The sequence below is a fragment of the Bhargavaea massiliensis genome (genome assembly GCF_018390575.1).
Classification (GTDB): Bacteria; Bacillota; Bacilli; order Bacillales_A; family Planococcaceae; genus Bhargavaea; species Bhargavaea massiliensis.
The window spans coordinates 387,958-405,601 of record NZ_JAHBCJ010000002.1; the positions used below are offsets into that span (position 1 = coordinate 387,958).

Annotated in this window: 17 protein-coding genes; 8 read left to right on the forward strand and 9 right to left on the reverse strand. The window is 52.3% G+C overall.

From position 1 onward, the window contains the following. Positions 1-9: 9 nt before the first annotated feature. The 6 genes from KHA84_RS04700 to KHA84_RS04725 form a co-directional block, all read right to left on the reverse strand. Positions 10-1,086, reverse strand: coding sequence for an ABC transporter substrate-binding protein (locus KHA84_RS04700; RefSeq protein ID WP_213422367.1), 1,077 nt, complete (start codon positions 1,084-1,086; stop codon positions 10-12). After that, entirely contained in the window at positions 1,083-1,883 is an 801-nt protein-coding gene (locus KHA84_RS04705) for an ABC transporter permease (protein ID WP_213422368.1), read from the reverse strand. The genes KHA84_RS04700 and KHA84_RS04705 overlap by 4 nt, the downstream gene beginning before the upstream one ends. Further along, positions 1,867-2,691: an ABC transporter permease gene (locus tag KHA84_RS04710; protein ID WP_213422369.1), complete on the reverse strand. Its 825-nt coding sequence runs from the start codon at positions 2,689-2,691 to the stop codon at positions 1,867-1,869. Before KHA84_RS04710 ends, KHA84_RS04705 begins: the two co-directional genes overlap by 17 nt. After that, positions 2,681-3,787 (reverse strand): ABC transporter ATP-binding protein, encoded by a 1,107-nt coding sequence (locus KHA84_RS04715; protein WP_213422370.1) that lies wholly within the window; start codon positions 3,785-3,787, stop codon positions 2,681-2,683. Before KHA84_RS04715 ends, KHA84_RS04710 begins: the two co-directional genes overlap by 11 nt. A 22-nt stretch (positions 3,788-3,809) precedes the next feature. Beyond that, positions 3,810-4,352, reverse strand: a complete 543-nt coding sequence (locus KHA84_RS04720) for a helix-turn-helix domain-containing protein (protein WP_213422371.1) — start codon at positions 4,350-4,352, stop codon at positions 3,810-3,812. Between the two features lie 176 nt (positions 4,353-4,528). Continuing rightward, a complete protein-coding gene (locus KHA84_RS04725) occupies positions 4,529-5,986 on the reverse strand; it encodes a magnesium transporter CorA family protein (RefSeq protein ID WP_213422372.1) in 1,458 nt (485 codons plus the stop codon). A 67-nt stretch (positions 5,987-6,053) separates the two neighbouring features. On the opposite strand from KHA84_RS04725, the gene KHA84_RS04730 reads away from it, so the two are divergent. Continuing rightward, positions 6,054-6,338: a hypothetical protein gene (locus KHA84_RS04730; protein WP_213422373.1), complete on the forward strand. Its 285-nt coding sequence runs from the start codon at positions 6,054-6,056 to the stop codon at positions 6,336-6,338. A 106-nt stretch (positions 6,339-6,444) separates the two neighbouring features. Then, entirely contained in the window at positions 6,445-7,104 is a 660-nt protein-coding gene (locus tag KHA84_RS04735) for a potassium channel family protein (RefSeq protein WP_213422374.1), read from the forward strand. Between the two features lie 270 nt (positions 7,105-7,374). Here KHA84_RS04735 and rnjA read toward each other — a convergent pair whose 3' ends face one another. Together rnjA and KHA84_RS04745 are read right to left on the reverse strand one after the other, a co-directional pair. Next, on the reverse strand, positions 7,375-9,045 hold the full coding sequence (rnjA, locus tag KHA84_RS04740) for a ribonuclease J1 (protein ID WP_213422375.1): 1,671 nt from the start codon (positions 9,043-9,045) through the stop codon (positions 7,375-7,377). Between the two features lie 4 nt (positions 9,046-9,049). Beyond that, a complete protein-coding gene (locus tag KHA84_RS04745) occupies positions 9,050-9,259 on the reverse strand; it encodes a DNA-dependent RNA polymerase subunit epsilon (RefSeq protein WP_213422376.1) in 210 nt (69 codons plus the stop codon). A gap of 274 nt (positions 9,260-9,533) precedes the next feature. Between KHA84_RS04745 and KHA84_RS04750 the strand changes: the two genes are divergently transcribed. Next, positions 9,534-10,304 carry a Cof-type HAD-IIB family hydrolase gene (locus tag KHA84_RS04750; protein ID WP_213422377.1) on the forward strand — a complete coding sequence of 257 codons (771 nt, stop codon included), beginning with the start codon at positions 9,534-9,536 and terminating at the stop codon, positions 10,302-10,304. A 765-nt stretch (positions 10,305-11,069) separates the two neighbouring features. Here KHA84_RS04750 and def read toward each other — a convergent pair. Further along, positions 11,070-11,633 carry a peptide deformylase gene (def, locus tag KHA84_RS04755; RefSeq protein ID WP_213422378.1) on the reverse strand — a complete coding sequence of 188 codons (564 nt, stop codon included), beginning with the start codon at positions 11,631-11,633 and terminating at the stop codon, positions 11,070-11,072. Positions 11,634-11,776: 143 nt separating this feature from the next. Here def and KHA84_RS04760 point away from each other — a divergent pair, with 143 nt between their 5' ends. From KHA84_RS04760 to lpdA, 5 genes are all read left to right on the forward strand, one after another. Continuing rightward, the gene (locus tag KHA84_RS04760) at positions 11,777-12,421 is read left to right on the forward strand and encodes a YkyA family protein (protein WP_213422379.1); all 645 of its coding nucleotides are present in this window, start codon (positions 11,777-11,779) and stop codon (positions 12,419-12,421) included. Between the two features lie 269 nt (positions 12,422-12,690). After that, entirely contained in the window at positions 12,691-13,806 is a 1,116-nt protein-coding gene (gene pdhA, locus KHA84_RS04765; RefSeq protein ID WP_213422380.1) for a pyruvate dehydrogenase (acetyl-transferring) E1 component subunit alpha, read from the forward strand. A gap of 3 nt (positions 13,807-13,809) precedes the next feature. Next, positions 13,810-14,787, forward strand: a complete 978-nt coding sequence (locus KHA84_RS04770) for an alpha-ketoacid dehydrogenase subunit beta (RefSeq protein WP_213422381.1) — start codon at positions 13,810-13,812, stop codon at positions 14,785-14,787. A 33-nt stretch (positions 14,788-14,820) separates the two neighbouring features. After that, a complete protein-coding gene (locus KHA84_RS04775) occupies positions 14,821-16,173 on the forward strand; it encodes a dihydrolipoamide acetyltransferase family protein (RefSeq protein ID WP_213422382.1) in 1,353 nt (450 codons plus the stop codon). Positions 16,174-16,176: 3 nt separating this feature from the next. Further along, positions 16,177-17,586 (forward strand): dihydrolipoyl dehydrogenase, encoded by a 1,410-nt coding sequence (lpdA, locus tag KHA84_RS04780; protein ID WP_213422383.1) that lies wholly within the window; start codon positions 16,177-16,179, stop codon positions 17,584-17,586. Positions 17,587-17,644 lie beyond the last annotated feature (58 nt).

Consider the following 17,644-nt stretch of genomic DNA (forward strand, 5'->3'; position numbering starts at 1 on the left):
GGCTGCCAGTTAATTCATCCCCATCTTAAAGCGGAGGAAGCGTTCATTGTATTCCCCGGTCATTTCCGGCCCGAGGTTCCGGTACACTTCAAGCCTTCCGCGAATTTCCTCATCCGGGTAAAAGCGCTCATCACCGGTCACTTCAGGATCCATCAGTTCAATCGCGGCGGCGTTCGGCGTGGAGTAGCCGACCCAGTCGGCGTTCTGGGCCGCCACTTCCGCATCCAGCATGAAGTTGATGAACTGATGCGCGCCATCGACGTTGGCTGCAGTTTTCGGAATGATCATGTTGTCGAACCAGAGGTTGGAACCTTCTTCCGGGACGGCAAAGTCGATTGATTCGTTGACGTACATCATGTCGAGGGCCTGGCCGGACCAGGTGAGGGCGATGGCCGCCTCGTTCCGCCGCATCATCTCGACAATCTCATCCCCGATGATCGCTTTGACATTCGGCGTGAGTTCATCCAGTTTGGCCGATGCGGCATCAAGTTCGGAATCATCCGTCGAGTTGAGGGAATAGCCGAGGCTGTTCAGTCCCATCCCCATTACCTCGCGCGCACTGTCGACGAGGATGACCTGCTGGCGGAGCTCCTGGTTCCATAGGTCTTCCCAGCTCGTGAAGTCAAAGTCCTCCTCGAGAAGGTCCGGGTTAAAGGCGATTCCTACCGTTCCCCAGAAGTAGGGGACGGAGTATTCATTACCCGGGTCGAACGGCAGATCCAGGAAATACGGATCGATGTTCTTCAAGTTCGGAATTTTGGAGTGATCAAGCGGGATCAGGAGGTCCTCCTCCTTCATCTTTTCAATCATGTATTCAGACGGCATGGCGAGGTCATAGGAAGTTCCGCCCTGCTGGATTTTCGTCATCATTGCTTCATTCGAATCGAATGTCTCATAGATGACGCGGATGCCGGTTTCTTCCGTGAACTGTTTGAGAAGTTCGGGATCCAAGTATTCTCCCCAGTTGTAGACGGTGATCGTGTCGCTTCCCGTGCTGCCCGACGTCTTTCCGAGCTGGCTGTTGATATAGAGGAGCAGTGCGGATACAACGATTACGGCAACTGCTGCCCGGATGATTTCCTTCATTTCTTCACCCCCGTGACAGGTGTGCGGTTGCGCGAATTAAGCGCATAGTAAACGATAACCAGCCCGACTGTGAGGATGAAGATCAGGCCGGACAGCGCGTTGATCGTCAATGTAATGCCGGCACGGGCCATCGAGTAAATCTCGACTGACAGGGTGCTGAAGCCATTGCCGGTGACAAAGAATGTCACCGCAAAATCATCAAGCGAGTAGGTCAGTGCCAGGAAGAATCCTGCGAAGATGCCCGGCTTGATGTACGGGATGATAACGCGCGTGAGCACGTCCCTGCCCGATGCCCCGAGGTCGCGGGCAGCATCGATCAGCGAATCGCTCATTTCCAGGAGCTTCGGCAACACCATCAGGACGACGATCGGCACGCTGAAGGCGATGTGGGAGATCAGCACCGATGCAAAACCGAGACGCACGCCGACCGCTGTGAAAAGGATCAGGAACGATGCACCGATGATTACGTCAGGGCTGACGATCAGCACGTTGTTCAAAGACAGCAGCGTGCTGCGAAGCTTCCGGTTTTTCAAGTAGACGATCGCGAGTGCGCCGAGGACGCCAATCGCAGTTGAGATCAGTGCCGACAGCAAGGCGACAATCACCGTGTTGAACACGATCATGATCAGCCGGGTGTCTTCAAAGACGGCTGCATAATGTTCCCAAGTGAATGATTCAAACGAAGACATCGTGCCGTTCGAGTTGAACGAGTAGAAAATCAGGAAGAAGATCGGCGCATACAGGATGATGAATACAAGCGCGAGAAAGACCTTTTGCACATTATTTTGTTTTCCCAACAGATGCGCCTCCTTTCTCCTTCTGGCCGGTGAACAGCATGATGACGAACATGAACAGGATGAGGAAGACCGCAATCGTCGAGCCCATTCCCCAGTTCTGGGTCACGAGGAACTGCTGCTCAATGGCAGTCCCGAGTGTGATGACCTTATTCCCGGCGATGAGCCGGGTGATCATGAACAGCGAAAGCGCAGGGATAAAGGTCACCTGGATGCCGGATTTCACACCGTTCATCGTGAGGGGAAGGATGACCCTGCGGAATGTCGTCCATTGGCTTGCCCCGAGATCACGCGATGCATCGATCAGTGCGGGGTTGAGCCGGTCGATCGCATTAAAGATCGGCAGGATCATGAACGGGATGAAAATATAAACCGATACAAAAATAAAGCTGAAATCCGTGAAGAGAAGTTGTGTCGAACCAATTCCGATCGCTGAGAAAAAGGCGTTTACCGGACCGTATTGGCCAAATATCCCGATGAAGGCATATGTCTTCAGGAGCAGGTTGATCCAAGACGGGATGATGATCAGCAGCAGCCAGAGCTGCTTGTGCCTGGTCTTCGTCAGGAAGTAGGCGGTCGGATACGCGATCAGCAGCGAAAACAGCGTGATCAGGAAGGCGTACCAGAATGAGCTGAGCGTCAGCTCCAGGTAAACCGAAGAAAAGAACGCCCGGTAATTGGCAAATGTGAAGTCGCCGTGAATATCAAACAGGGAGTAATAGACGACAAGAGCAATCGGCGCGATGACAAACAGGATAATCCAGGCGCTGTACGGAATCAGGTAAAGAGCGCGTGTCGATTTATTTTGCATGGCCCGGCACCTCGTACGACTCGAGCCTCCGGTCGAAATCTTCTTCCGATTCGTTCAGCCTCATGACATGAATTGCTTCAGGATCGAAGTCGAGTCCGATCTCATCGCCGACCTGCGCTTTTTTAGTGGAATGTACGAGCCACTCGTTGCCGTCTTTGTCATAGGTCGACAGCTCATAGTGAACACCGCGGAAAAGCTGTGTGTCGACATTGACGATAAGTTTACCGCGATCCGGGGAAGTGATTTCCAGGTCTTCCGGACGGATGACAACCTCGATTTTTTCATTCGGGTCAAGTCCGGCATCGACGCATTCAAATTCCCTGCCAGCGAAACGGACCAGGTGGTCACGAATCATGACTCCGTCCACAATGTTGGATTCGCCGATAAAATCAGCGACAAAACGGTTGATCGGCTCATCATAAATATCGATCGGCGTGCCGGACTGTACGATTTCGCCGGCGTTCATGACGAAGATTTCGTCCGACATCGCGAGCGCTTCTTCCTGGTCGTGGGTCACAAAGATGAATGTCTTGCCAAGGCGCTGCTGCAATTCACGGAGCTCATACTGCATCTCGGTCCGCAATTTAAGGTCAAGTGCGGACAGCGGCTCGTCGAGAAGGATGATTTCCGGGTCATTGACGATTGCGCGGGCGATGGCAACACGCTGGCGCTGGCCGCCGGACATCTCTGAAATCTCCCGGTTTTCATATCCCTGCAGGTTGACGAACTGCAAGGCTTCTTGGACACGGCGTTTGACTTCCGCCTGCTTGATTTTCTTGATGCGGAGTCCGAAAGCTACGTTCTCGAAGACATTCAGGTGTGGAAAGAGGGCATAGTCTTGGAAAACGGTATTGACCTGCCGCTGGTTCGGCGGGGTGTCATTGATTTTCTTTCCGTTAAACTGGATTTCGCCGCTGCTCGGCTCGATAAATCCGGCGATCAGACGGAGAATGGTTGTCTTCCCGCAACCGGACGGCCCGAGAAGGGTATAAAACTTGCCGCGCTCCATTTCGAAACTGATGTTGTTCAGGACAGTCGTGTCGTCGTTGTACCGCTTGGAGACGTTCTCGAAGCGGATAATAGGCTGTTGGGTCATGTCTTACCTCCAGTATCGTTAATCACAAATATGATTCAGTAGCGACGAGCAGGCACCTGGCCTCTGAGGGACCCGGATTTAACAGCTGATGCTCGTGAGAAGCCTCATAGTACAGGGCATCCCCTGCGCCGGCCTTATAACTCTCTGTACCCAATTGGAGCAGGATCTGCCCCTCCATCACATAAATGAACGTCTGGGACAGAGAAGGCTCGAATTCCTTGAATTCTCCGCCGGGCCCGAGTGTCAGCAAAACAGGCTCCATTTCTTTTTCGTTTGATTCCGAAACGAGCCAGCGAACAGAGTAACCCCGGTCCTCATCAGTGTTCAGGATATGGTCGTCCTTGCTGAAGACGATCTTTGCTGCAGGACGGCCATCGTCGAAAAACTCCTTGGGGGATGAACCGAGCACTTCCAATAGGGAGAACAGGGTTTCGATCGACGGAGACGTATGGTCGCGTTCAAGCTGGGAAATATAGCTTTTGCTCAAATCTGTCCGTTCTCCGAGCTCTTCCTGTGTAAGACCTTTTTTCAGCCGCAGCTGTTTGATCTTTTTCCCGATTTGCATGGGATAGCCTCCTGTGGAGTTTACTTATAATAAACTTTAAGTTTAGCAATAGCGGATTTTATTATACAAAATTCATATGTGATTGCAAGAGAAATATTTCTCGCCTGTTCAAGCGACCCTCTCCCGCAAGGCATGACAAAAGCCGGAACGCCGTTTTTAGCGTTCCGGACTAATTGTCAGAAGTCCAAATCGTCAAGCTTCCTCTTGAGTTTGCGCCATACGATGCGGCCGAGGTAAGTGAAGAACAGGTAGATCGACATGCCGATGCCAAGAATGGCAGTCAGGAGGGCGGTCCACTCAAACAATCCATAGGAGGAGATTTCGGTCAGACTGGTATCGTCTTTCCAGTCCTCAATGACGAGGTTCATGCCATAAATGCCTGAGATTACAGTAAAGACGGTGAGGAAGAAGAGCAACAGGTTCATCCGATTCGCCGCCGCGTTTTCCTGCGTCCGGTACAGCTCGTCGAGTGTGGTGCGCACTTCCTGGAACAGGTCATCCAGATTGAATGCCCGCCTGAAAAGCAGCCCCAGTTCCCGTCCTTCCTGGCGGACACTGACATGTTTGAAGTAGTACCAGGACGAGAAAATAGTGATCAGCTCGATCAGACGCTTTAAATACTCCTCGTCCTTGTCCCATTTCAGACGGCTATATTCGAAGGACACCCGCAGAAGCATGATCCGGTAAAAATAGTGCAACAGGAAATTATAGTAGTGGGTCCCCATGAAATGGGCAAGCGGGCGCTGCATCTCCTCGGGACTTTTCGTCGTTACATTGGTATAGGAAAAATCAGTGGCTATCGTATATAGGTCCGGCGCCCAGCGGTCATGAAGATATTCGTCCAGGTAGTCTCTTATGTAGGACATGTTAGAGGCCGAGATGAACGGTTCTCCTTCAGGGCTGAGTCCGTCGACCCTGCCGATCCGGAACAGCTGCTCGTCGCTGAATTCGGTGCCGGCTTCGGCGAACAGAAAAGAAGTGACGAACATCCGCTCATCTTCAAAATAAGGGAGGCTGCCGAAATAGCCTGTAAGCCGCTCATCATGAATAATAAACGGGCGGATTGCTGAAGCAAGCCGGTCGAGTAGGAATTCGTGGATGCTTGAAAACTCTTTGCCGTCATCGCAATAGATGACTGAGCCCTTTTCCTCTTTCAGTTTGTTTTCTGTCGCCCTGAAGTGCTGCATAAAATTAAGGACGGAGGATAGAGGAAGTTTTTTGTCCAGCAGGCGGATCCTGGACGTCAGGAAGGCGATGCCGAAAGGGCCGAGCGTCACGTCGAGGCTCATAAAACGGAATGGGTACCGCTCACCGTCAGCAGTCAGCACGAACTCTTCGCCGATGATCTTATAGAAACGGTGAAAGCCATACTCTTCGACGGTCGGCGGGAAGATCTTGCGTTCCACATAAGGGAGAAAGTACTGATCCAGCTCCTCCTGAGAGACTTGGGCCGATCCTTCGTATAAATCATTGATCTGACCACCAGGGTCTTCCAGGGTGAAAAAGTGGAATCCGTCTTTCCCGAGAGCAGTCGCGGCTTGCCGGATCTGTTTTTTCCTGTAGGCAAACGGCAGGATAAAGGAGAGGTAGCCGTCTTCAACGGTGAAGTCTTTCGTATCCGGAACCTCTGTCATGTTTTCACCGCCATTCATTGTAGTTTTGGGTTGATGTGGTACACTATTGGAAAAAGGAGGGGTGGCAATGGGCAAGAACAATTTCTTCCCGGGTCCGGACCATGGCCGGGGACGCAGCCGGAATGGCGTGACGCCCGTCATCGAAGGCGTTTTCCTGATGACCAAAGATCGCATCATCCCCTATGAAGAGCTGGATGATTACTGTGAATGCTGCCTGGAACCACTGTCCTATGATGCCACCTACGATTCAGCGTATTGCGCCGGATGCAATGAGTGGCGTGAAGAAACGTGTACAGATCCGAAATGCCAGTTTTGCACGGACCGGCCTAAGCGTCCGTTTGACCGGGGCTGATCGGCCTCCCTCACATCCTTCCCTTTTTCAGGGGAGGCGTAAACGGATTTTATCTGTAATTTGCTAGCGGTCCGCACGGGCGGGCCGACTGCTGGAGGCATGGAAGATGAAGAAAGAGTTTGTCGTAGTCGGGCTGGGGCGGTTCGGCGGCAGCATCTGCCGAGAACTGGTGGAGCAGGGAGCGGACGTTCTTGCCATCGACCAAGATCCTGAGCGGGTGGACGAGTTCGCCGCAATCGCGACACAGGCCGTAGTGGCAGATACGACCGATGAGCAGACGCTCGTATCGCTCGGAATCCGAAATTTTGAGCATGTGATTGTCGCAATCGGGGAGGATATCCAGTCGAGCATTCTCACCACACTGATCATGAAGGAACTGGGTGTCGAAAAAATCACGGTAAAAGCACAAAACGACTATCATGCGAAGGTGCTCCAAAAAATCGGGGCGGATCAGGTTGTCCACCCGGAGCGGGACATGGGCATCCGTATCGCAAACAATATGATTTCCAATAACATTCTTGATTATCTCGAGTTGTCCGAAGAACACTCTATTATGGAGATCAAGGCGAACGAGATGCTTGCAGGCCATTCCATCCTTGACCTCGATATCCGGGCAAGATATGGCATCAACATCGTGGCAATCAAGCGGGGAGAGGACGTAGTGGTTTCCCCGATGGCGGAAGAACCGATTCATGAAGGGGACATCCTGATCATTATCGGTTCCGATGCAGACATTTTGCGTTTTGAGAAAAAAGCGCTGCATTGAGTAGCATGAAAGGGGCTGTCCAATAAGTCATTAATACGATAAAAACAGCAAACGGCACGGACTCTGGTCGCTTACCGCGGGCCGGCGCCGAGCCCCGCGTAAAGCGGGTCTCGACAGCCCGGCTTTTCCCGCAGGTGTCTCCCGGCGTCCGTGCCGTTTGCTATATCATGTGCTGAATCCGACTTTTCGGACAGCCCCTTTTTAGCGGAATGCAACAAAATGAAAAAGCTGCACGGAATTCGATTCCGTGCAGCTTTTATTAGGAAATAATCATACTTCCATGACGACCGGAAGAATCATCGGTTTGCGTTTTGTCTGTTCGTACAAGTACGGGCCGAGGATGTCCGTAATCTGGTTTTTAAGCGCATCTGTATCCGGCGTGTCGGAGTTGGCCACCGACTGGCGGAGACGCCTGTTCAGCATCGACTGAGCTTCATTGATCATTTGCCCGGATTCACGCATGTAAACGAATCCGCGGGAAATGAGATCAGGACCGGCAACGATTTTGCCTTTGGCAGTGTTTAGCGTGACAACCACGATGACGAGCCCGTCTTCTGACAAAACGCGGCGGTCCCGCAGGACAACGTTGCCGATGTCGCCGATTCCGCTTCCATCAATGTAGACGTCACCGGACGGAATCCTGCCTGCCAGATGAGCTTCATCCGAACTGAGAGCCAGAACATCACCGTTTTCCATGATAAAGATGTTTTCTTCAGGAATATCGCACTGGACGGCCAGACTGGCATGGGTTTTCAGCATCCGGTACTCTCCGTGGATCGGCATGAAGAACTTCGGCTTGATCAGGCGCAGCATGAGCTTTTGCTCCTGCTGGGAACCGTGGCCGGATGTGTGAATATTGTTGAGCGATCCGTGAATGACTTCGGCGCCTGCACGGAACAGCAAGTTGATCGTTCGGTTGACGCTGGCGATGTTGCCTGGAATTGGGGAGGAAGAGAAAATGACCGTATCCCCTGGCTGAATCTGAATCTGGCGGTGCGTGCCGTTGGCAATACGCGACAGTGCCGCCATCGGTTCGCCCTGGCTTCCCGTACAGAGGATCATTACCTCATTGGCAGGGAGCCGGTTCAGTGTCTGTGTATCCACAAACATTTCCTTTGGCGCATCGATATAGCCGAGTTCCGTTCCGATGGTAATGGCATTGTCCATGCTCCGCCCAAAGACGGCGATTTTCCTGCCGTGCCGGACTGCGGCTTCAACTGCTTGCTGAAGCCTGTAGATGTTGGAGGCGAATGTCGCAAAAATGATGCGTCCGTTCACTTTCCGGAAAATCTCATCGATGCTTTCACCGACTGTTCTCTCGGACATTGTGAAGTCCGGCACTTCCGCATTTGTACTGTCGGACAGAAGGCAGAGAACGCCTTCTTCTCCGATCTGAGCCATCTTCGCCAGGTTTGCAGGTTCACCGACAGGAGTGAAGTCGAACTTGAAATCCCCCGTATGGACGACATTGCCCGGTGGTGTTTTGACGACAATCCCGAACGCATCCGGTATACTGTGGGTCGTCCTGAAAAAGCTGACGGATGTTTTTCTGAACTTGATCACGTCGTCTTCTTCTACTTCAATCAGCTTTGTGCGGCGGAGGAGCCCGTGTTCTTCAAGCTTGTTGCGCAGAAGACCCAGTGCCAGTTTGCCGCCGTAAACCGGGATATTCACTTTCTTGAGCAGGTACGGAATGCCGCCAATATGGTCTTCATGGCCGTGTGTCACGAAGAGGCCTTTTATCTTGTCAACATTCCGCTCAATGTACGTGTAATCCGGAATCACATAGTCGATGCCGAGAAGATCATCTTCCGGGAACATGATTCCCGCATCAATCAGAATGATTTCATCCTGGAATTGGACCCCATACGTGTTTTTGCCGATTTCGCCCAGTCCGCCAAGCGCAAATACGGCTGTCTGATCATTCTTGACCGATTTCATCGGGTCACACCTGTTCGACGTGGAAGTCAGGCGATTTTTTTTCGTACTCCAAATGGCCGTCTTCCAGTGCTTGGATGTGTTCGATGTACAGTTCGCGCTCTTTTAGCCCAGCGCGGACGGCACGGACAGATTCTGCTTCGACATACATGGTTTTGGTGTTTTCGCGGACTGGTACTTCATGCATGTTTTCTTGATAGTACACTTTGTAGATCATAGTCTGCTCTCCTTTTTCACGTTCAAATACTTGCCATATCGTTTATAATAGCATGCAGGCCCATTGAAATAAAGAAAAGCCCCCGTAAAGGCGGGGGCATGAGTTCACTATGCAATGGACTTCTTGCCGAGGATGCCATTGAGCCGCTTCAACCATTTGCGTTTCAGGCGTTTCAGCATGGCTATCACTCCTTGTGACCTATTATAGGTCTTTTTGAATGTTCTGTCAAGGGTGATTTTCAAGGAAATTATATAGGAAGGCGGAGATTGAAAAAATGAAGAAAATCCTCTTTTTTGATATCGACGGCACCTTGTACGACCACGACAAAAAATTGCCCGAGTCAGCCAAAAAAGCGGTGATGGCAGCACGTGAAAAGGGCCATCTCGTCGCCATTGCAACGGGGAGAGCGCCTTTCATGGTCGGCCCGGTGCTTGAAGACCTGGACATCGATACATACATCTGCTTTAACGGGCAATATGTCGTACATGAGGGCAAACTGCTCTACGGCGGCATCATCGAACCTGAAATCCTTGCACGGATCAAGGAAAAGGCGGACAGGGACCGCTTCCCGCTCATCTTCATGGATGACCGTGAAATGGTGGCGACCGAGACGGGCCACCCGCATGTCGGAGACAGCCTGAATTCATTGAAAATGCCTTATCCGAGGGCATCGGACACGTTCTACATGGAGAGGCCGATTCATCAGGCACTCCTGTTCTGCACTGAGCATCAAGAGCAGGCGTACGTTGATGCATTCCCGGAAATGAAATTTGTCCGATGGCACGAAAAGTCCACTGATATCCTTCCGTCCGGAACGTCCAAAGCCGAAGGGATGCAACGGATCCTCGAGCTGGAAGGGCTCACGATGGCCGATGCAATTGCATTCGGGGACGGCCTCAATGATATCGAGATGCTCGAGGCTGCCGGTATTGGAGTGGCCATGGGGAACGCCCATGAAAAAGCCAAAGAGCGGGCCGATTACATTGCGGGAGATGTATCCGAAGACGGCATCGCACGCATCCTCGATCGGCTGAAACTTATCTGAATAAAAATAGACAGGCAAAGCCTGCCTCAGACTGCAGACAAAGTGAGTGGATTACTCCTTTGCCTGCAGTTTTTTGTTTTCCGGAGAATCATCCGGATTTCCGCTGCGGGCCCTTGCTTACCAAAACTGAGTTTTGGTAGCAGGAAGAGCTTTGTTGGCCAACGCTGTCGCTTTTGGCCACAGACGCCGTTCTTCGTGACGGCGTCCGCTAGTCCGCGGGCGTTGCCTTAGCCGATGCCAACACGTAGATTGGCATCGGCGTGCAAAAGGGTAGCGTTGCGCGGCAGGCAATAAAAGACTGGCGTCTGTGCGCATCGCGTAGCGGAAGATCTTCTGCGCGCAAAAGCGCAAGCGTTGCGAAGCATTGCGCAACATCCTGCGGGGTCTTCGGCTAACGCTTTTCCCGCAGGTGTCTCGGGCCTTCCGCTTCAACTCGCCATACGGCTTATTGAGGCAAACGGTACCTGTTACTATAATCGAGTTAACAGACTACAAAACCCTGACTTACCAAAGTTATGCTTTGGTCACTTAGCTGCCTCCTTGAGCTGCGCTCTGCGGTCTTCAGCCAACGCTTTTCCCACAGGTGTCCTGGGCTCTCCGCTGGTCCATGTCAGGTGGCCATTTTTCCAATCCGCATATGGCGACCCTTCAATGGGCGCTTACTTTTACTGCTGTCCTGAATCTGAATAAAGTCGAGTTGGTCGGCAGTTTCCGTGCCGTTTGCTGTTTTTTCCTGCACTCTGAGAAAAGTGAGCATGTTTGCAGTTATTCTTCTTCAGCCTTCAGCGGCTCTGCATCAGGGTATTCGCGGAATGGCTCGTCCGGATCGATGTGGTCGTAGAACATCACGCCGTTCAGGTGGTCAAGTTCATGCTGGAAAGCAATTGCCTGCAATCCTTTCAGGCGCTTTTTGATTGGCTCGCCATCGGGCGTGAAACCTTTGATTGTAATCTTGGCGTAACGCGGGACGAAGCCTGGTACATCCCTGTCGACGGACAGGCAGCCTTCTCCTCCCGGGAGGTAGGATCTCTTGGCGGAGTGGCTTACAATCTTCGGGTTGATGATTGTCATGCTGAGCGGCTCCGCGTCCTCATCAACGATATGCAGGGCGAACATCCGCTTCAGCACATCGATCTGGTTGGCCGCGATCCCGATGCCCGCGCGCAGTCCATATTTCTCAGCCTTTTCGGGATCCTGGCTGTTTTTCAGGAACTCGAGCATGTCGTCGGCAATTTTCTTATCTTCTTCTGTGAGCGGGAACTTCATTTCCTCCGCTTTTTTTCGCAGTGTCGGATGTCCTTCGCGAATAATCTGATCCATCGTAATCATGGTGGTTGACTTCCTTTCATACGGTATACCTTGTTTCTCATTATATACGCTCCGAGGGGTTGATGAAACAAAATGTCCCGTCTGATTGAAATCAGTGCGCCCAGCGAATATAGTAGAAATAGGAAAGGGAAGGGGAGACAGAAATGAAAAAACGATTGGCAGGCACAGCGCTTGCTGTTGCGATGCTCCTTTCCGCCTGCTCGTTCGGGGCCTCTGCCGAAGAACGGCTTTCCGATGCAATCGGAAAGATCCAGGAAAAGGAGCAGCCGTTCCTTGAAGCACAGGAGAAAATGGCATCGCTTGAAAAAGAAGAATTCGAGAAGTTCAGCGAGATGATGGATCTTACCCAGGAAGACCGCGAGGAGCTGTCGGTACTGGCAGGAGAGGCGGACAAGTCTGCAGATGAACGTCTTGACCTGCTTGAAAAAGGGCAAACGGCACTCGGTGAAGCGGAAAAGGAATTGAACAGGCTTAATGAAATCGGAAAAGACGAAAAAGAGGCTGTCAATGAGGCTGTCGGAAAGTTGAAGCAGTCCATGTCGGACCGTTATGCCGTTCATAAAGAATTTTCCAAGGTATATGAGAAGACTGCCGGCCTTCAAAAAGAGCTGTACAGCCTGGCAGCGGATGAAGAGGCTGATTTCCAGACAATCCAGGAGAAAGTGGAGGCGGTCAATAACGGAAACGCTGAAGTGGCGGCAGCAGCGGAGGCATTCAACGAAGCTACGGAGACCGTCAATAAGCAGAAAAAAGACATTTACTCCACAATCAGCGACTCTGAAGAATAATGAGTACTTTCAGCCCGAAAGCATCGCCTTTCGGGCGTTTTTTCGTTTTCATAAAGGGAATACTGGAAATGTTGGAGGGTGCCGCGTTAAAACAAAAAAGCGTTATGTATTAATACAGGATAACCTTCTTTCATCTGTGTACTAATACTAAAAGCGCTTTCAAACCCTTGTATTGACTAGTATTTTCCGGTCTTGTATAATTCGAAACGAATCAAGTGTACTAATTCTAAAAAGAGAAACGATAATACAGCTAAAGGAGAGTTGCCGCAATGGCTGCCAAAAAGGCGAACGCATTCGATCCGGAACAAAGCCTCCGTGAAATCGAAGACAAATTCGAAATGCTCCAGATCCTCAATGAAGAAGGGGAAATCATCAATAAAGAGTTGGACCCGGGACTGACCGATGAGCAACTGACAGAGCTGATGACTCGTATGGTCTGGACGAGGATTCTGGACCAGCGCTCCATTTCCCTCAACCGTCAGGGACGCCTTGGTTTCTATGCTCCGACTGCAGGCCAGGAAGCTTCCCAATTGGCTTCCCAATTCGCATTGGAAAGCAAAGACTTCATCCTGCCCGGTTACCGTGATGTTCCGCAGATCATTTTCCATGGCCTTCCGCTCGAACAGGCGTTCCTGTGGTCCCGTGGGCATTTCCAGGGAAGCGATGTGCCAGACGGCGTCAATATCTTCCTGCCCCAAATCATCATCGGCGCACAGTACATCCAGGCTGCAGGAGTCGCGCTAGGCATGCAGAAGCGCGGGGAAAAGTCGGTCGTCATCACATATACCGGGGACGGCGGAACATCCCAAGGTGATTTCTACGAAGGAATCAACTTTGCAGGGGCATTTAACTCGCCTGCAATTTTCATCATACAGAACAACCAGTATGCGATCTCGACGCCGCGTTCCCTACAGACAAAAGCAAAAACACTTGCGCAAAAGGGCATCGCTGCCGGAATTCCGAGCGTGCTCGTTGACGGAATGGATCCGCTTGCGGTTTACGCGGTCACGAAGCAGGCCCGCGAACGCGCCCTGAACGGCGGCGGCCCGACGCTCATCGAGACGATGTGCTACCGTTATGGCCCGCACACGATGGCAGGGGACGATCCGACGCGCTACCGCACATCCGAAACAGATTCTGAATGGGAAAAGCGCGACCCGCTTATCCGCTTCCGCAAATATCTGGAAGGCAAAGGCCTCTGGAACGAGGAAATGGAAAACGAAGTGATCGAACGCGCCAAGGAAGAAATCAAAGACGCCATCAAGAAGGCGGATGCCGCTCCGAAACAGAAAGTGAGCGACTTCCTCAGCATCATGTACCGCGGAGAAATGCCGCAAAACGTGAAAGAACAGCTTGACATCTATACAGAGAAGGAGTCGAAGTGACCGATGGCACAAATGACGATGATCCAAGCGATTACGGATGCACTCCGTACTGAGCTGAAAAATGATGAAAATGTCCTCGTCTTCGGGGAGGACGTCGGCGTTAACGGAGGCGTTTTCCGTGCTACTGAAGGTCTCCAAAAGGAATTCGGCGAAGATCGCGTATTCGACACGCCTTTAGCTGAATCCGCTATCGGCGGCCTCGCAGTCGGCCTTTCGCTCCAGGGATTCCGTCCCGTACCTGAAATCCAGTTTTTCGGGTTTGTCTATGAAGTGATGGATTCGATCAGCGGCCAGCTGGCCCGGATGAGCTTCCGCAGCGCGGGACACTTCCACGCGCCGGTAACGATCCGTTCACCATTTGGCGGCGGAGTCGCCACTCCCGAGATGCACGCCGACAGCCTTGAAGGACTCATGGCACAGCAACCGGGCCTCAAAGTGGTCATCCCGTCCGGCCCTTACGACGCAAAAGGACTTCTGATTTCTGCAATCCGCGATGAAGATCCGGTCATCTATCTTGAGCACATGAAGCTCTACCGCTCGTTCCGGGAAGAAGTTCCTGAAGAGGAATACACCATTCCGCTCGGCAAGGCAGCTGTGAAAAAGGAAGGCACGGACCTGACGATTATCACTTATGGTGCGATGGTGCGAGAAAGCCTGAAAGCGGCCGAGGAACTTGAAAAGGAAGGACACTCCGTTGAAGTGATTGACCTTCGCACGGTGCAGCCACTCGATATCGACACCATTATCTCCTCTGTCGAGAAAACCAACCGCGCAATCGTTGTCCAGGAAGCACAGCGCCAGGCGGGCATAGCCGCAAACGTAGTTGCGGAAATCACGGAACGTGCAATCTTGAGCCTGGAGGCTCCTGTACTCCGTGTGGCGGCTCCCGATACCATCTATCCATTTGCACAGGGTGAGAACACTTGGCTGCCAGGTGCAAAGGATATTGTAGAAACTTCAAAGAAAGTACTTGAATTCTGATAGACGATTTCCATAGAAGAAAGGGTGAGAGGCGTGGCATTTGAATTTCGTATGCCGGATATCGGCGAAGGAATCCATGAAGGCGAAATCGTAAAGTGGTTTGTCAATAAAGGCGATACCATCCAGGAAGATGACGTCCTGTGCGAAGTGCAGAACGACAAAGCAGTCGTCGAAATTCCTTCCCCAGTAGGCGGAACGGTAGAAGACATCCTGGTCGGCGAAGGCGAAGTCGCAGTTGTCGGCGACGTACTTATCAAGATCGATTCTCCTGACCATGCAGGCGGTGAAGAGGAAGCGGAAGATGCCGGCACGGATAAGACCGAGGAGCAGGTTCAGGCTTCTCTTGAATCCGGCCAAGATCTTGAAAAAGATGAAGCGCCAAAAACACAGAAAGACCAGGGGACGGCTCCGGCTGCTGCCCAGAAATCGGACAAACCGAAGGGCGGCCGCGTGATCGCCATGCCATCGGTACGGAAGTATGCAAGGGACAACGATGTTGATATCCATGAAGTAACAGGAAGCGGAAAAAACGGCCGTATCCTCAAAGAAGATGTGGATGCATTCATGAGCGGCGGCCAAAAACCGGCTGGTGAAGAAGCACCTGCAGCATCAGCACAAGAAACAGCGTCCGCGGGAGAAGAGGCGGCACGTCCGGCTGCTGCCGCACAACTGCCGGAAGGGGAATTCCCTGAAACGCGGGAGAAAATTTCTCCGATCCGGAAGGCGATCGCCAAAGCGATGGTCAACTCCAAGCACACCGCTCCTCACGTCACACATCTTGATGAGGTCGATGTGACGGCACTTGTCGAACACCGTCGGAAATTCAAGGAGATTGCAGCGGAAAAGGGCATCAAGCTGACGTACTTGCCATATGTCGTCAAAGCACTTGTCAGCACGCTCCGCGAATATCCTCAGCTGAATGTATCCTACGACGAGTCGACGGAAGAAGTCATTCAGAAGCACTACTTCAATGTCGGCATCGCTGCGGACACCGATCGCGGGCTTCTCGTGCCGGTCATCAAGAATGCGGACCGCAAGTCTGTATTCGCCATCTCCGACGAAATCAACCAGCTTGCCGCTAAAGCACGCGACGGAAAGCTGGCGCCAAACGAGATGAAGGGCGGCTCAATGTCCATCTCGAACCTCGGCTCTGCAAGCGGCCAATGGTTCACTCCGATCATCAACCATCCGGAAGTCGCGATCCTCGGAATCGGGCGGATCGCCGAAAAACCGGTTGTCAAAAATGGTGAAATCGTGGCGGCTCCTATGTTAGCATTGTCATTGAGCTATGATCACCGGATGATCGATGGCGTCACTGCCCAGCAGGCGCTGAATCATATCAAGCAACTGTTGTCGAATCCGGAACTTTTACTAATGGAGGCGTAAATCATGGTAGTAGGTGATTTTCCAATTGAAACGGATACACTCGTCATCGGGTCCGGCCCGGGAGGATATGTTGCAGCGATCCGCGCAGCACAGACCGGCCAGAAAGTGACGATTGTAGAACGTGAAAACCTTGGCGGCGTTTGCCTGAACGTGGGCTGCATTCCGTCCAAAGCCCTCATCAATGTCGGCCACCGCTTTGTTGAAGCAAAAGGCGCTGACAGCATGGGCATCAGCACATCCGATGTGAAAATCGACTTCTCCAAAGCCCAGGAATTCAAAAACAGCGTCGTCAAAAAACTGACCGGCGGTGTGGAAGGCCTCCTGAAAGGCAACAAGGTTGAAATCGTAAAAGGCGAGGCTTACTTTGTTGACGCCAACACAGTTCGTGTCATGGATGATAAATCCGCCCAGACCTATAAATTCAAGAACGCCATCCTGGCAACCGGCTCCCGTCCTGTCGAAATTCCTTCGTTCAAGTTCTCGAAGCGTGTCATCGACTCGACAGGTGCGCTTGCCCTTGAAGAGATCCCGGGCAAGCTCGTCGTTATCGGCGGCGGCTACATTGGTACCGAACTGGGCTCCGCTTTTGCCAACCTCGGATCAGAAGTGACGATTGTCGAAGGCGCGAAGGACATCCTTGCCGGCTTCGAAAAGCAGATGACGCAGATCGTCAAAAAAGGCCTGAAGAAGAAAGGCGTCGAAATTGTCACCGGCGCGATGGCGAAAGGCGCTGAAGAAACAGACAATGGTGTCAAAGTCACTTATGAAGTGAAGGGCGAAGAAAAGACAGTTGAGGCGGACTACGTCCTCGTTACAGTCGGTCGCCGCCCTAACACAGACGAAATGGGCCTCGAAGAAGCCGGAGTGAAATTCGGCGAGCGCGGTCTCATCGAAGTCGACCGCCAGGGCCGCACGAGCGTTTCCAACATCTTCGCGATCGGTGACATTGTGCCTGGTCCACAGCTTGCGCATAAAGCGTCTTATGAAGGCAAAGTGGCTGCAGAAGCGATTGCCGGAGAAAAGTCCGAAGTGGACTATCTGGCGATTCCTGCCGTGTGCTTCACAGACCCTGAACTGGCGACAGTCGGCCTGAACGAAGAGCAGGCGAAAGCGGAAGGCTACGAAGTGACGGCTGGCAAATTCCCGTTCGGTGCAAACGGACGAGCGCTCGCACTTGAAGCGACAGACGGCTTCGTTAAACTCGTAGCCCGCAAAGAAGACGGTCTGCTTCTCGGAGCTCAAATTGTCGGTGCCGGCGCTTCCGACATGATTGCGGAACTCGGATTGGCAATCGAAGCAGGCATGACGGTGGAGGACATCTCGATGACGATCCACGCCCACCCGACGCTTGGCGAAATTTCGATGGAAGCGGCGGAAGTCGTCCTCGGAAACCCAATCCATATCCTGAAGTAATCCCAACAGCAAGAGAGCGGACTTTCCGCTCTCTTTTTTTGATTTCCCCTAACTCCCT

Bases quoted from the DNA above. Each gene is read 5' to 3' on its own strand.
- KHA84_RS04710 (WP_213422369.1), bottom strand. From the start codon at position 2,691: ATGCAAAATAAATCGACACGCGCTCTTTACCTGATTCCGTACAGCGCC.
- pdhA (WP_213422380.1), top strand. From the start codon at position 12,691: ATGGCTGCCAAAAAGGCGAACGCATTCGATCCGGAACAAAGCCTCCGT.
- KHA84_RS04720 (WP_213422371.1), bottom strand. From the start codon at position 4,352: ATGCAAATCGGGAAAAAGATCAAACAGCTGCGGCTGAAAAAAGGTCTT.
- rnjA (WP_213422375.1), bottom strand. From the start codon at position 9,045: ATGAAATCGGTCAAGAATGATCAGACAGCCGTATTTGCGCTTGGCGGA.
- KHA84_RS04735 (WP_213422374.1), top strand. From the start codon at position 6,445: ATGAAGAAAGAGTTTGTCGTAGTCGGGCTGGGGCGGTTCGGCGGCAGC.
- KHA84_RS04745 (WP_213422376.1), bottom strand. From the start codon at position 9,259: ATGATCTACAAAGTGTACTATCAAGAAAACATGCATGAAGTACCAGTC.
- KHA84_RS04715 (WP_213422370.1), bottom strand. From the start codon at position 3,787: ATGACCCAACAGCCTATTATCCGCTTCGAGAACGTCTCCAAGCGGTAC.
- KHA84_RS04725 (WP_213422372.1), bottom strand. From the start codon at position 5,986: ATGACAGAGGTTCCGGATACGAAAGACTTCACCGTTGAAGACGGCTAC.
- KHA84_RS04730 (WP_213422373.1), top strand. From the start codon at position 6,054: ATGGGCAAGAACAATTTCTTCCCGGGTCCGGACCATGGCCGGGGACGC.
- KHA84_RS04750 (WP_213422377.1), top strand. From the start codon at position 9,534: ATGAAGAAAATCCTCTTTTTTGATATCGACGGCACCTTGTACGACCAC.
- lpdA (WP_213422383.1), top strand. From the start codon at position 16,177: ATGGTAGTAGGTGATTTTCCAATTGAAACGGATACACTCGTCATCGGG.
- def (WP_213422378.1), bottom strand. From the start codon at position 11,633: ATGATTACGATGGATCAGATTATTCGCGAAGGACATCCGACACTGCGA.
- KHA84_RS04700 (WP_213422367.1), bottom strand. From the start codon at position 1,086: ATGAAGGAAATCATCCGGGCAGCAGTTGCCGTAATCGTTGTATCCGCA.
- KHA84_RS04770 (WP_213422381.1), top strand. From the start codon at position 13,810: ATGGCACAAATGACGATGATCCAAGCGATTACGGATGCACTCCGTACT.
- KHA84_RS04760 (WP_213422379.1), top strand. From the start codon at position 11,777: ATGAAAAAACGATTGGCAGGCACAGCGCTTGCTGTTGCGATGCTCCTT.